This window comes from Streptomyces sp. NPDC001339, assembly GCF_042895955.1.
In the GTDB taxonomy this organism is placed as follows: domain Bacteria; phylum Actinomycetota; class Actinomycetes; order Streptomycetales; family Streptomycetaceae; genus Streptomyces.
Genome location: NZ_JBIAWT010000009.1, coordinates 336,465 through 350,280, shown reverse-complemented (window position 1 = coordinate 350,280; position 13,816 = coordinate 336,465). Strand labels below are relative to the sequence as shown.

The window sequence follows — 13,816 nt, the reverse complement described above, 5'->3', positions numbered from 1 at the left end:
CCACCCCGGGCGCGCGGGGTGACAGCGCGTCCGCTACGTTGACTTCGTGAGCAACCAGGCTAAGAAGACCACCCTGCGTGCCGGAACCATCACGGCCGGTACCGCGCTGCTGATGCTGATCTCGTCCCCCGCGTTTGCGCTCACCCGCGACGACGGTGACGACCCGGGCCAGGGCCTGAGCGTGATCGAGACGCTCGGCCTCTACGTCGCTGCCCCCATCGTGCTCTTCCTGGTCATCGCCGGACTGGTCATGGTGGGCGACAAGTCCCGCAAGCAGGTCGACGCGAAGGGCTGAGCCCGCGGTCCGGCCACCGGCCGACGCGGGATTCCGCCGCCGCCCCCCAAGGGCGCCCATCGGTGACAAGAACCGAGGGCGCCCTTTGTCGTACCCGGATATTCCCGCAGCTCGCGCCGGGGGCCACCGGGTGTCTATCGAGCCCTTTTGGGTCGGTTTGCGGTGCGCAGTGTTTAAGCGGTCCTAACCTACGATGGCGTAACCTACGCAGCCGTAGGTCAAACCTGCGGCCCCGTAGGTCGTCGTCCCCCCAGGAGCCCCCGTGACCATCGCCCCCGCCCGCCATCACGGAGAGCGCGGCCAGACCGCCTGGAGCGACGCCCAGCTGCTCTACGCACTCGAAGAGGTCGTCGAGAAGGAACTCAACCGGCATCTGAAGGTCGCCAAGGAATGGATGCCGCACCAGTACGTGCCCTGGAGCGACGGCCGGAACTTCCCGGGCGTACTGGACGACGGTGAAGCCTGGGCCACCGAGCAGTCCAAGGTCAGCGACATCGGCCGGATCGCCCTCGTGGTCAACCTCCTCACCGAGGACAACCTCCCCAGCTACCACCACGAGATCGCCACCCTCTTCGGGCGCGACGGCGCCTGGGGCACCTGGGTGCACCGCTGGACCGCCGAGGAGGGCCGGCACGGCATCGTGATGCGCGACTACCTGCTCACCAGCCGGGCCGTCGACCCGGACGAGCTGGAACGGTTCCGTATGGCCCATACGTCGGAGGGCTTCGAGTCCGACAACGCGCACAGCATGCTGCACTCGGTGGCCTATGTCGCCTTCCAGGAGCTGGCCACCCGGATCTCGCACCGCAACACCGGGCGCCACTCGGGCGACCCGGTCTGCGACCGGATGCTCGCCCGGATCGCCGCGGACGAGAACCTCCACATGCTCTTCTACCGCAACCTGCTCACCGCGGCGTTCGAGCTCGCTCCCGACCAGACCATGTGCGCGGTACGCGATGTGGTCACCGGCTTCCGGATGCCCGGCCACGGCATGCCCGGCTTCGAGCGGGCCGCGGCCCGGATGGCCTTCGGCGGGATCTACAACCTGCGCATCCACCACGACGACGTGCTGCAGCCGGTGCTGCGCCATCTGAAGGTGCTGGAGATCGGCGGCCTGGGCCCGGCCGGCCTGGCCGCGCAGGAGGAGCTGGGGATCTTCATGGAGGGCCTGGACGCGAAGGCGCGCAAGTTCGACGAGCGAATCGCTCGCCGCCGGTCCGCTGCGCTTGGCTGACCTCCCACGTTTTTGGCTTTCCCGCCGTGTTGCCTGGCGGCGGGCTGTTGCCGCTGCGCGGGGCTGTACGTCACGGGTGCGCCCCTCCGAACTTCGTTCTGCGGTCCGCCCCCTCCCGTGGGTGGGTGGGAAAAGGCCGGTGGGGGTGTACGTAAGCGATAATCCGCAGGAAGCGGACCACTTGCGTACACCCCCACTCACCGTTTGTTCTCCCACTCCCGGGAGGGGCCGCTCCGCAGGACGAAGTCCGGAGGAGCGGACCCGCACCCGACAAAACCACGCCCGCCGCAGGCGTCACGGCGAGAAGACGCACGGCGGGACGGCCGACAACGTGGGAGGTCAGCCAAGCGCAGCGGACCGGCCAAGCGCAGCGTCAGCGGCTTGCGCCTTAAGCGCCCGCTCGATGCCCGCCCGCGACTCCGTCACCAGCCGGCGCAGTGCCGGGCTCGGCTCGGCCGAGGCCAGCCAGGCGTCGGTGGCGTCGAGGCTCTCCTGGGAGACCTGTACGGACGGGTAGAGGCCCACCACGATCTGCTGCGCCATCTCATGGCTGCGGGTGTCCCAGATGCCCTTCACCACGTCGAAGTACTTCGCGGTGTACGGCGCCAGCAGCTCCCGCTGGTCGGTCTGTACGAAGCCGCCGATGACGGCCTCCTGCACGGCGTTGGGGAGCTTGTCGGACTCCACGACCGAGGCCCAGGCCTCCGCCTTCGCCTCCGCCGTCGGACGCGCCGCCCGCGCGGTGGCCGCGTGCCGCTCACCCGCGGAGGTCTTGTCGCGCTCCAGCTCCGCCGCGATGGCCTTCTCGTCCGCCCGGCCGGTGGCCGCCAGCCGCTGCAGCAGCGACCAGCGCAGCTCGGTGTCCACGGCCAGCCCGGCGATCTCCTCCGTACCGTCCAACAGGCCCTGAAGAACGTCCAGTTGGCCGTCCGTACGGGCCGAGGCGGCGAACGCCCTGGCCCACGCCAGCTGGTGATCGCTGCCCGGCTCGGCCGCCCGCAGGTGCTCCAGCGCCGCCTCCGTCCAGGTGGCCAGACCCGCGTCGCGCCGCTCCGGTGCCGCGTACAGGTCCAGCGCCAGCTTCACCTGCCGGTGCAGCGACTGGACGACGCCGATGTCCGACTCCTTGCCGATGCCGGAAAGCACCAGCGACAGGTAGTCGCGGGTGGCCAGTTCGGCGTCCCGGGTCATGTCCCAGGCGGACGCCCAGCACAGGGCGCGCGGCAGCGATTCGGTGAAGTCCCCGAGGTGCTCGGTGACGGCCTTCAGCGACTCCTCGTCCAGGCGGACCTTGGCATACGACAGATCGTCGTCGTTGAGCAGGATGACGGCCGGCCGCCGTCGGCCCACGAGCTGCGGTACGGCGGTCAGTTCGCCGTCCACGTCCAGCTCGATCCGCTCCTTGCGGACGAGCCGGCCGTCCTCCAGCTCATACGCGCCGATCGCGATCCGGTGCGGGCGCAGCACCGGCTCACCCTTGGCGCCGGCGGGCAGCGCCGGGGCCTCCTGCCGGACCGCGAACGAGGTGATCTCACCGTCCGCGCCCACCTCGATCTCCGGCCGCAGGATGTTGATACCGGCCGTCTCCAGCCACTTCTTCGACCAGGTCTTCAGGTCACGGCCGGAGGTCTCCTCCAGCGCGCCCAGCAGGTCCGACAGCCGGGTGTTCCCGTAGGCGTGCGCCTTGAAATAGGCCTGGACGCCCTTGAAGAACTCCTCCATGCCGACGTACGCGACCAGCTGCTTGAGGACGCTGGCACCCTTGGCGTAGGTGATGCCGTCGAAGTTGACCAGCACGTCGTCCAGGTCGCGGATCTCCGCCATGATCGGGTGGGTGGAGGGCAGCTGGTCCTGCCGGTACGCCCAGGTCTTCATGGAGTTGGCGAAGGTGGTCCACGAGTGCGGCCACTTGCTGCCCGGGGCGTACGCCTGGCAGGCGATGGACGTGTAGGTGGCGAACGACTCGTTCAGCCACAGGTCGTTCCACCACTCCATGGTGACCAGGTCGCCGAACCACATGTGCGCCAGCTCGTGGAGGATCGTCTCCGCGCGCACCTCGTACGCCGCGTCCGTCACCTTCGACCGGAAGACGTACTGGTCGCGGATGGTGACCGCGCCCGCGTTCTCCATCGCGCCGGCGTTGAACTCCGGCACGAAGAGCTGGTCGTACTTCGCGAACGGGTAGTCGTAGTCGAACTTCTCCTGGAACCAGTCGAAGCCCTGCCGGGTGACCTCGAAGATCGCGTCCGCGTCCAGGTGCTCGGCCAGCGACGGCCGGCAGTAGATCCCCAGCGGCACCGACCGCCCGTCCTTCTCGTACGAGCTGTGCACGCTGTGGTACGGGCCCACGATCAGCGCGGTGATGTACGTCGAGATACGCGGCGTCGGCTCGAAGGCCCAGACGTTGTCCCGGGGCTCCGGCGTCGGCGAGTTGGAGATCACCGTCCAGCCCTCCGGGGCCTTCACGGTGAACTGGAACGTCGCCTTCAGGTCCGGCTGCTCGAAGGACGCGAACACCCGCCGGGCGTCCGGCACCTCGAACTGCGTGTACAGATAGGCCTGCTGGTCCACCGGATCGACGAACCGGTGCAGCCCCTCACCCGTGTTCGTGTACGCGCAGTCCGCGACGACCCTCAGCTCATTACGGCCGGCCCGCAGCCCCGGCAGCGCGATCCGCGAGTCCTTGAACACCTCGCCCGGCTCCAGCGCCTCGCCATTGAGCACGACCTCGTGCACGGCCGGCGCCACCAGGTCGATGAACGAGTCCGCGCCCGCCTCGGCGACGTCGAACCGCACCGTCGTCGCGGACCGGTACGTACCACCCTCCTGCGCACCGGAGAGGTCGAGATCGATCTCGTACGCGTCCACGGTCAGCAGCCGCGCCCGCTGCTGCGCCTCGTCGCGGGTCAGATTCGTGCCAGGCACCCGTTCATCTCCTTCGCGTTGGTCATCGCACCGGATGTCCCGGCCATCCTTCCATGGCCACCCATATGGGTGGGCGGTGGTATTTGAGGTAGCGGACGGGTGACTGCCTGGGATCGCGCCGTCCGTTTCCCGCCAGCGCCGCACGCCGGCTCAGGCCACGCTGGTCGCATGACGACCTACATACCGCTGCCCATCCCTCTCACCGCCCTCAGGGAACTCCGCGACACCGATGACGCCGGGCGGCTCGTCGAGCCGTACACCGCACGTGAGGACGGCGTACCCGTGGACTGTGTCGGCAGTCTGGCGCGCTGCTGTCTGCGCGGGATCCGGGCAGGTGAGAAGGTCGCGCTGGTCTCGTACGCGCCGCTGCGGAGGTGGGCGGCGGAGACCGGGGCCGGGCCCGGGGCGTATGACGAGCAGGGGCCGGTGTTCATCCACGCCGAGGAGTGCGGCGAGCCGGACGGGGACGGCCCCCGGTATCCGGTGACGCGGCCCGGAGCGCTGCGGATGGTGCGGCGCTACAACGCCGAGGGACAGATCATCGGCGGGCGGCTGCTGGAGGTCCCGGAGGAGGCGGAAGCCGGGCTCGACGCGGCCGTCGGTGAGGCCTTCGTCGACCCCGAGGTGGCGCTGGTGCACGTGCGGGCCGTGGAGTACGGCTGCTTCCTCTTCGAGGTGCGACGGCACCGAGCGGGGTGACGCGGGACGACCCGGGACGACGACGGGCCGGCCGCGGAGTGCGGCCGACCCGTCGACTGCGGTCTGTGGTCCGCGGTCAGCCGCGCAGCTCCGCGGCGACCAGCTCCGCGATCTGGACGGCGTTCAGCGCCGCGCCCTTGCGGAGGTTGTCGTTGGAGACGAACAGCGCCAGCCCGTTCTCGACGGTCTCGTCCGCGCGGATACGGCCCACGAAGGACGCGTCCTGCCCGGCGGCCTGGAGCGGGGTGGGGACGTCGGAGAGAGCGACTCCGGGGGCGGCGGCCAGCAGCTCCTGGGCCCGGGCGGGGCTGATCGGACGCGCGAAGCGGGCGTTGATCTGGAGGGAGTGGCCGGTGAAGACCGGGACGCGGACGCAGGTGCCGGACACCTTCAGCTCCGGGATCTCCAGGATCTTGCGGCTCTCGTTACGGAGCTTCTGCTCCTCGTCGGTCTCGCCCAGGCCGTCGTCCACGATCGAGCCGGCCATCGGCAGGACGTTGAAGGCGATCGGACGGACGTACTTGTCCGGGGCCGGGAGCTCCACCGCCGAGCCGTCGTGCGTCAGCTTGGTGGCGTCCTGCTCGACGGCCTTGCGGACCTGGCCGTCGAGCTCCGCCACTCCGTCCAGGCCGCTGCCGGAGACCGCCTGGTAGGTGGAGACGACCAGCGAGACCAGACCGGCCTCCTCGTGCAGCGGGCGCAGCACCGGCATCGCGGCCATGGTCGTGCAGTTCGGGTTGGCGATGATGCCCTTGGGGCGGTTCGCGATGGCGTGCGGGTTGACCTCGGAGACGACCAGCGGGACTTCGGGGTCACGGCGCCAGGCTGAGGAGTTGTCGATCACCACGGGGCCCGCTTCGGCGACCTTCTCCGCCAGCGCCTTGGACGTCGCGCCGCCGGCCGAGAAGAGGACGATGTCCAGCCCGGAGTAGTCGGCGGTGGCCGCGTCCTCGACGGTGATCTCGGTGTCCCGCCACGGCAGGGTACGTCCCGCGGACCGGGCCGAAGCGAACAGCCGCAGCTGCTCGACCGGGAAGTTCCGCTCGGCGAGAATGCCGCGCATCACGCCGCCGACCTGTCCGGTGGCTCCGACGATTCCGACCCTCATGGGACTCCTTCTTTCTGGCCTGACAGCGATGTCTGCTCGGAACACCTGCTCAGTAGTGCCTCCATCATGTGTGTGACACCCGTCGCGTTGTCCAATCCATTCCAATCTGTGGAGCATGGGGGGCATGAGGGCGACGGAGGGTGTTCGTCACATTGCGGCAGGTGGCGTGTGTGACTTCGTGAGGTGAACGCGCGATAACCCTCGGTTGTTCCCGCCTGATGCCCTGGTCCGGATGCGCGTCCGGTGATGGGCGCTCCGTGTTGTGGTGGCGTTCACGCGGAGGCCATCCCTGATGTCAACGATCCCTGACGGCAGGGCAGTTGTGCCGCCCGGCCGTCGGTCGTCGCGTTCGCACCCGGGGAGCTACGCGTATGTCCCGTATCCCGCGCATGCCTGATGCCTCTCTTGTCTCTCGTATGCGGTCTGCCGCTGCTGTCGACCGCCGCGCCTTCCTCGCCGCCGCCGGCGCAGTCGGCGCCGCCACCGGGCTCGGGCTCGCCTTCGGCGCCGGTCCGGACCGGGCGGCCGGGGCCACCGCCGCCGCTCGCGTCCCGGCTCCGGTCGCCCCGGTGACTGTCGAGGGCCCCGCCGTGCCCCGCGCGCCGTACACCCGGGGCACCACCCTCGCCGGTGTCGCCGCCCCGCGCGGGGGCGGGCGCTGCGGAGGCTACCGCCGGCTCGCCGCCGGCCCGGCCTGGAAGCGGGTCGTCCGCGCCGAGCTGGCCGCCGCGCACCGGGGCCGTGAGCGGCGGCGCACCGCGCTGGCGTCGTTCGTGCAGTTCACCGATCTGCACCTGGTCGATGTGCAGAGCCCGCTGCGCTACGAGTACCTGCGCGCCGAGACCGCCAGTGCCTGGCGGCCGCAGGAGGCGCTGTCCGTCGCCGGGGTCGTCTCCCTGATCGAACGGGTCAACGCACTGCCCGGCGGCCCCGCCACCGGCGCCCCGCTGTCCTTCGTGATGACCACCGGCGACAACACCGACAACAACTCCAGGCTGGAGCTGGAGTGGTTCCTGACCGCGATGAGCGGCGGCCGGATCACCCCCAACTCCGGTGACCCGCGCCGCTACGAAGGCGTCCAGGACAGCGGGCTGACGTTGTACTGGCAGCCGGACAGCGTATTGCGCGATGCCGACAAGGGGCGGGGCTTCCCGCGGCTGGACGGGTTCCTGGACGCGGCGATCCGCACCGTGCACAGCCCCGGACTGCGGCTGTCCTGGTACTCGACGGTGGGGAACCACGACTCGCTGCCCGGCGGGTGCTACGCCCCCGGTGACCCGTACTTCACCGAGATCGCCACCGGGAGCCGCAAGCTGGAGGCGCTGCCCGCCGCCGAGGCGAAGAAGGTCTGGCGGGCGGTGAAGGACGGGCTCGACCCCAAGGGGGCGGATTTCAAGCGGCTGTTGAAAGCCCATGCCCGGCAGGCCAGGACGGTCACCCCGGACGAGCGCCGGGCTCCCTTCACCCGTGCCGAGTACCTGCGTGCCCACCTCGACCCGGCATACACCGGGCCCGGACCGCACGGCCACGGCTACACCGCGGCCAACCTGGAGCAGAACCGCCTGTACTACACCTTCCGGGTCTCCGACCGCGTCCTCGGGATCAGCCTGGACACCACCGACCCCGGTGGCCACTACACCGGCTCGGTCGGCGCGTCCCAACTGCGTTGGCTGGAGGGGGTTCTGAAGGGGAACGAACGGGGCGAGCGGGCGCATGTGCTGGTCTTCAGCCATCACACCAGCGCGACCATGACCAACTCCCGCCCCGATCCGGCCCGTCCGGAGGAGAAGCGGTACGGCGGTGCGGAGCTGGTCGAGGTGCTGGCCGCTCACCGGAGTGTCGTCGGCTGGATCAACGGCCACTGCCACCGCAACGCCATCACCCCGCATGGCGGCTTCTGGGAGGTCTCCACCGCCTCGCACATCGACTTCCCCCAACTGGCCCGGGTCATCGAGCTGGTGGACAACCACGACGGGACGCTGTCGCTGATCGCCACGCTCGTCGAGTCGGCCGCCCCGCACCGTACGGACTTCGCCGACCTCTCGCAGACCGGACTGGCCGCCCTCTACCGCGAGCTGTCCTTCAACGCCCCCGAGGCCCGCCGGGACCTGGCGGGCACGGCCCGGGACCGCAACGTGGAGCTGCTGCTCACGCGCCGCTGAGGGGCCGGGCGGCCCCCGACTCCGGGGGGACTCAGGTGTCGTTGTGGGAGCCGAACGCGATGTGTTCCCGGATCTTCATACTGGCGATGACCGCAAGCCCGACCGCTCCCCGGTCGCGCGCCTGGGTGCGCTCCTCGGCCTGCGCTGCGCACTCGTCGCAGCCCTTTACGGGTGGGGGGTCGAGATCCTGCTCGCTGTACGGCCAGGAAAGCTCTACGGGCTTCTCTTGGTAGCCGCTCATCCTCGGGTCCTCTCCTCCAGAATCGCCGCCAGCCGATCGACGTCCGCGAACGACAGGTGCGGCGGGGCGATCTTGCTGGGGCCATCGCGGGTCACTGAGACGAGGGATGGTGGAAGATCGAACCCCGCACGACGCAGCGCCCGGTCCAGATGTTCACGCGCTCCGCTCGCTGCCGTCCACGCCGTCTGGACTTCCGGAACTGCCATGATCGTGCCCCTCGTTGGCCTGCTCTGACTGGCTTCCACCCTGCTCCAGCGGCAGTACTGTGACCAGGAGTTGAGTACCAGCGCGAGATCGGGGTATCCGGCATATGCCAAGAGTCCGCGACGTTGATCCCGGCGAGGGCCTTCCGCAGTACATCGGCAATATGGTCAGAGACGCCCGCCTGGCGAAGGGCAGGGCCAAGGCCGAAGGCAAAGACTGGTCGCAGACCTGCCTGGCCGGACGGGTCTTCGAGAGCCAGACGCGCATCTCCGAGGTGGAGCTGGGGGACGTACCGCCGGACAGGAGCCTGGCGAGCAAGCTGGAGAAGGCGCTGGATCTCCCCCGGGACTGCCTGGTGAACCTGGTGAGGTTCATGGAGGAGGAGACCGTTCGTGACTACGCGAAGCCATACCTGGACCGCCAGGCCAAGGCCCACCTGATCCACACGGTTGGGTACATCGTGCCTGGTTTGCTCCAGACGCCGGACTATGCCCGCGCGTTGCTGCTGTCAGGGCAAGCAGGAGACCCTACGGACATAGAGCGGTACGTAGATCAGCGAATGGAGCGACAGAAGGTGTGGGAGCGCCCAGATCCCCTATGGCTTTCTGTGGTGCTTGACGAGTCCGCGTTGCTCAAGTGCTCCGCAGCTCAGCTTGAGCGCCTGCTCGAAGACCAGGAGAAGCCGAACATCAGCCTTCGGGCCCTACCCTTCGGGGCCGCAGGGCATGCGCTTGGAACCGTCGTTGCGCTCCTGACGATGCCGAATGGTAGTCGGGGCGCCTACACGGAGGGTTTTGATACGGGCAACTACACGGAAGACATTGCAACTGTCCTGCGGTTTCAAAGAGTCTATGATCGCCTCGCCGACAGCGCGTTGACGGTTGAGGCGACCACGGACCGACTGCATGAAGCACTGAAGAGGCTCAAGTGAACGTTCCCAACTGGCACAAGTCCTCCTACAGCGGAGGAAGCAACGACTCTTGCGTCGAGGTCGCCGACAACCAGCCCCGCATCCTCGTCCGTGACACCAAGCTGAGTAACAGCCCGGTCGTGAAGGTGACGCCCTCCGCCTGGTCCGCGTTCATCAAGGCCACGGCCAACGTTGATGCGTAATCCGTCTTAGCGGGGCAGGGCCACCACGTACGACGTGGGGTGGCGGTCCGGGGCTGCCATGAGGGCCGTGCGGACCACGGCGGCCTGCTGGTCGGGGGCGTCGCGCAGGGTGCGGGGGAGGCAGCGGACGACGGCGATGCCGAGCCGCTCCAGGTGTTCGCGTTTGTGGTCGAAGGCCGAGTGCGGCGACGGGCCCTCCTCGGGGCGGGGGGCCCGGGTGTCGATCTCCAGGGCCACCCCGTGCTCCGGCCAGAAGGCGTCCACCCCGCCCAGATGCGGCCCGCCCGGCAGCCGCAGATCGACGTTCCACAGCGGGTCGGGCAGGTCGTGGTCGCGCACCATGGCGTACAGCCGCTGCTCGGCCAGCGCCCGGCCCTCGGCGAGCAGGGTGTCGACCGCGTCGACCACATGCGGCCGGCTCAGCAGCCGCGCCCGGCTCAGCTCGCGGACCACCGCGGGCGCCTCGCAGTGCCCGCCGCGGACCGACTCGGTCAGCAGCCGGCGGACCGCCGACGCGTCACCGATCCCGGCGACCGCGTCCGCCAGCGCGCGCGGCACCGGCGCCGTCGGCACCCCGGTGACCTCCTGCGCCACCGGCAGCTCCACCGTCCGGACGACCCGCGCAAAGCCGGCCGAGCGCAGCCGCCGGCTGCGGGCCACCAGCACCTCGATCCGGTCCAGTGCGAGCAGCGGGGGCGACTCGGAGAAGCCGTGCAGGGCGAGCGCCGCCAGGCCGGTGATCATCGCCTGCGGGGTGTCGCCGGACGGATCCGGCTGCCGGGGCACACCCGGCCCGCGGTGGGCGGCGTAGAGCAGCACCGCGTGCAGCCGCTCCTCGCTGGTGGGCGCCCCGGGGTGGAGCAGGTACACCCCGGGGAGCAGCTGCTGCCAGCCCCCGCCGGGGCGGCAGCGCTCGGTGAGCTCCGCCGCCGGGACACCGTGCTGTTGCAGCTGATGCCTCGTCAGCACGCGGCAGCGGAGGCCGGAGAGGAGGTGCAGGGGGAGGGGGGAGAGCGGGGTTTCGTGGTTCATGACCGGTCGATTCCCGCGCCCGTTCCGCCCCCTAACCGCTGTTACACGCCCGTACCGCAACCTGGACAATCCCGCGCTAAAGTACGGGCGTTCGACTGCCGAGAAGGGCTGGTCGGAGCGGGGGTTACGGCCGCGCTCCGGCCGTCTCGTCACAAGCCTGTGCGCGCAGCGCCCGGGCCAGATCGTCCCGCTCCTCCAGTACCAGCCGCCGCAGCGCGGGCGCCGCCTGCGCATGCTCGGCCAGCCAGGCGTCCGCGGCGTCCAGCGTCGACTGCCGCACCAGCCACGACGGGAACAGCCCGCGTACCACGGACATCGCGATCTCGATGGACCGCTCCTGCCAGATCCGCTCGATCGCCGCGAAGTAGCGCGGCGCGTACGGTGCGAGCAGCTCCCGCTGCCCGGGCTGCGCGAATCCGGCGATGGTCGCCTCGACCAGGGCGTTGGAGAGCGCGTCGGACTCCACCACATCCGCCCACGCCCGCGCCTTGACCTCGGCCGACGGGCGGGCCGCCAGACAGCGCACCTGATAACGCCTGCCGGACGCGGTGTCGTCCCGGGCCAGCTCCGCGGTGATCACCGCCTCGTCCGCGATCCCGTGCGCGGCCAGCGGCTCCAGGAACGACCAGCGCAGCTCCTGGTCCACCTCCAGGCCGTCGATCTTCGCCGTACCGTCCAGCAACCCCTGGAGCAGCTGAAGACCGGACGGCGTGGCGGGGAGAGCGGCGAAGTGCCGGGCCCAGCTGAGCTGATGGCCGCTGCCGGGCCCGGCCAGCCGCAGCTCGCGGAGCGCGCCCTCGGCCTGCTCATGGGCGGCGCGCTCCCGGCGGTCCGGCGCCGCGTAGTGCTCCAGCGCCGTCTGCACCTGGCCGTGCAGCGACTGCAGCACGCCGATATCGGTCTCCTGGCCGCCGAACCGCCGTACCAGGTCCAGGTAGTCACGGGCCGGCATCAGCCCGTCGCGGGTCAGCCCCCACAGCGCCGCCCAGCACAGCGCCCGTGCCATCGGGTCGGTCAGATCGCCGAGCCGGGTCCGCAGTGTGGCCAGCGATCCCTCGTCGAACCGGACCTTGCAGTACGTCAGATCCTCGTCGTTGACCAGGATCAGCTCGGGACGCTCCAGGCCGGCCAGCTCCGGTACCGCGGTCCGCGGGCCGGTCACGTCCACTTCGGCGCGGGCGTAGCGCACCAGCGCCGAGTCCCCGCTTTCGGAGAACACGGTCCGGCTGCGGTAGAGGCCCACCGCGACCCGGTGCGGGCGCAGCTCCGGCTGCTCGGGAGCCGCCTCCTGGAGAACGCTCAGTTCGGTGATCCGCCCGTTGGCGTCGTAAGTGGCCTGCGGGGTGAGGGAGTTGACCCCGGCCGTCTCCAGCCAGGCGCGCGACCAGGCCGCCAGGTCCCGCCCGGACGTCTCCTCCAGCACCGCCAGCAGGTCCGCGAGCCGGGTGTTGCCGTAGGCGTGCCGCTTGAAGTAGCGCCGGGCGCCCTCCAGGAACGCGTCCTGCCCCACGTACGCCACCAGCTGCTTGAGCACCGACGCGCCCTTGGCGTACGTGATGCCGTCGAAGTTGAGCTTGGCGTCCTCCAGGTCACGGATGTCGGCGGTGACCGGGTGGGTGGAGGGCAGCTGGTCGGCGCGGTAGGCCCAGGCCTTGCGGCGGTTGGCGAAGGTGATCCAGCCGTCGCGGAAACGGGTCGCCTCCACCTGCGCGAACGAGCCCATGAAGTCCGCGTAGGACTCCTTGAGCCACAGGTCGTCCCACCACTCCATGGTGACCAGGTCGCCGAACCACATATGCGCCATCTCGTGCAGGATGACGTTGGCCCGGCGCTCGAAGGACGCCTCGGTCACCTTCCCTCGGAAGATGAACTCCTCGCGGAAGGTGACACAGCCCGGGTTCTCCATCGCACCGAGGTTGTACTCGGGGACGAAGGCGGTGTCGTACTTCCCGAACGGGTAGGGGAAGTCGAAGTGGTCGTGGAAGAAGTCCAGGCCCTGTTTGGTGACGGTGAAGACGTCGTCCGCGTCGAAGTGCTTGGCCAGGCCCTTGCGGCAGAGCGCGCCCAGCGGGATCTCCAGCTCGGTGCCGTCCGGGAACGTGCGGCGGTAGTTGTCGGTGACGTAGTGGTACGGGCCGGCGACCACGGCCGTGATGTACGTGGCGATCGGCCGGGTGGTCGCGAACCGGTGCCGCCCTCCCTCCGTGGCCCCCTCCTGCGCGCCGTTGCTCAGCACGGTCCAGCCCTCGGGCGCGGTCACCTCGAAGGTGAACGGGGCCTTCAGGTCGGGCTGTTCGAAGTTGGCGAAGACCCGGCGGGCGTCGGCCGGCTCGTACTGCGTGTAGAGGTAGACCTCGCCGTCCTCGGGGTCCACGAAACGGTGCAGGCCTTCGCCGGTGCGGCTGTAGGCGCACTGCGCGTCGACGGTGAGGGTGTTCTCGGCGGCCAGGCCGTCCAGCGCGATCCGGGTACCGTCGAAGACCTCCGCGGGGTCCAGTTCCCGCCCGTTGAGGCTGACGGAGGTCACCTGCGGCGCCAGGAGGTCGGCGAAGGTCGACGCACCGGGCTCGGCGCAGCGGAAGCGGATGGTCGTACGGGACCGGAAGGTCGCCGCGTCCGGTCCCGGTGCGACCGCTGAGCGGACATCCAGCGCCACGTCGTACGCGTCGACGCTGAGCAGCCGGCCCCGCTCACGTGCTTCGTCCCGGGAAAGATTCTCACCTGGCACGACGTGACTCCCTCGACTTCGTCTCGAATATCGAACAACGGGAATCATGGCACGCCCGCCGACGGTTGAACCGTC

At 70.1% G+C, this 13,816-nt stretch carries 11 protein-coding genes; 6 read left to right on the top strand and 5 right to left on the bottom strand.

Annotated features, from left to right (window positions below):
* Positions 1–46: 46 nt before the first annotated feature.
* Entirely contained in the window at positions 47–295 is a 249-nt protein-coding gene (locus ACFY12_RS27080) for a hypothetical protein (protein ID WP_390718494.1), read from the top strand.
* 262 nt (positions 296–557) lie between these two features.
* Positions 558–1,529: an acyl-ACP desaturase gene (locus ACFY12_RS27075; protein ID WP_390718493.1), complete on the top strand. Its 972-nt coding sequence runs from the start codon at positions 558–560 to the stop codon at positions 1,527–1,529.
* Positions 1,530–1,868: 339 nt separating this feature from the next.
* On the opposite strand, the gene pepN (ACFY12_RS27070) is transcribed toward ACFY12_RS27075, so the two are convergent.
* Entirely contained in the window at positions 1,869–4,454 is a 2,586-nt protein-coding gene (gene pepN, locus ACFY12_RS27070) for an aminopeptidase N (protein ID WP_390718492.1), read from the bottom strand.
* 168 nt (positions 4,455–4,622) lie between these two features.
* Between pepN (ACFY12_RS27070) and ACFY12_RS27065 the strand changes: the two genes are divergently transcribed.
* Positions 4,623–5,153 (top strand): DUF1203 domain-containing protein, encoded by a 531-nt coding sequence (locus ACFY12_RS27065; protein WP_390718491.1) that lies wholly within the window; start codon positions 4,623–4,625, stop codon positions 5,151–5,153.
* A gap of 76 nt (positions 5,154–5,229) precedes the next feature.
* Here ACFY12_RS27065 and ACFY12_RS27060 read toward each other — a convergent pair whose 3' ends face one another.
* Positions 5,230–6,261: an aspartate-semialdehyde dehydrogenase gene (locus tag ACFY12_RS27060; RefSeq protein WP_390718490.1), complete on the bottom strand. Its 1,032-nt coding sequence runs from the start codon at positions 6,259–6,261 to the stop codon at positions 5,230–5,232.
* 416 nt (positions 6,262–6,677) lie between these two features.
* Here ACFY12_RS27060 and ACFY12_RS27055 point away from each other — a divergent pair, with 416 nt between their 5' ends.
* The gene (locus ACFY12_RS27055) at positions 6,678–8,423 is read left to right on the top strand and encodes a TIGR03767 family metallophosphoesterase (RefSeq protein WP_390718489.1); all 1,746 of its coding nucleotides are present in this window, start codon (positions 6,678–6,680) and stop codon (positions 8,421–8,423) included.
* A 31-nt stretch (positions 8,424–8,454) separates the two neighbouring features.
* Here the strand turns inward: ACFY12_RS27055 and ACFY12_RS27050 are convergent, their stop codons facing one another.
* Entirely contained in the window at positions 8,455–8,664 is a 210-nt protein-coding gene (locus ACFY12_RS27050) for a hypothetical protein (RefSeq protein WP_390718488.1), read from the bottom strand.
* A 310-nt stretch (positions 8,665–8,974) separates the two neighbouring features.
* Here ACFY12_RS27050 and ACFY12_RS27045 point away from each other — a divergent pair, with 310 nt between their 5' ends.
* Positions 8,975–9,799 carry a Scr1 family TA system antitoxin-like transcriptional regulator gene (locus ACFY12_RS27045; RefSeq protein ID WP_390718487.1) on the top strand — a complete coding sequence of 275 codons (825 nt, stop codon included), beginning with the start codon at positions 8,975–8,977 and terminating at the stop codon, positions 9,797–9,799.
* Positions 9,796–9,981 carry a DUF397 domain-containing protein gene (locus ACFY12_RS27040; RefSeq protein ID WP_390718486.1) on the top strand — a complete coding sequence of 62 codons (186 nt, stop codon included), beginning with the start codon at positions 9,796–9,798 and terminating at the stop codon, positions 9,979–9,981. Before ACFY12_RS27045 ends, ACFY12_RS27040 begins: the two co-directional genes overlap by 4 nt.
* A gap of 6 nt (positions 9,982–9,987) precedes the next feature.
* On the opposite strand, the gene ACFY12_RS27035 is transcribed toward ACFY12_RS27040, so the two are convergent.
* A complete protein-coding gene (locus tag ACFY12_RS27035) occupies positions 9,988–11,013 on the bottom strand; it encodes a hypothetical protein (protein WP_390718485.1) in 1,026 nt (341 codons plus the stop codon).
* Between the two features lie 124 nt (positions 11,014–11,137).
* Positions 11,138–13,741: an aminopeptidase N gene (gene pepN / locus ACFY12_RS27030; RefSeq protein ID WP_390718484.1), complete on the bottom strand. Its 2,604-nt coding sequence runs from the start codon at positions 13,739–13,741 to the stop codon at positions 11,138–11,140.
* Between the last annotated feature and the right edge of the window lie 75 nt (positions 13,742–13,816).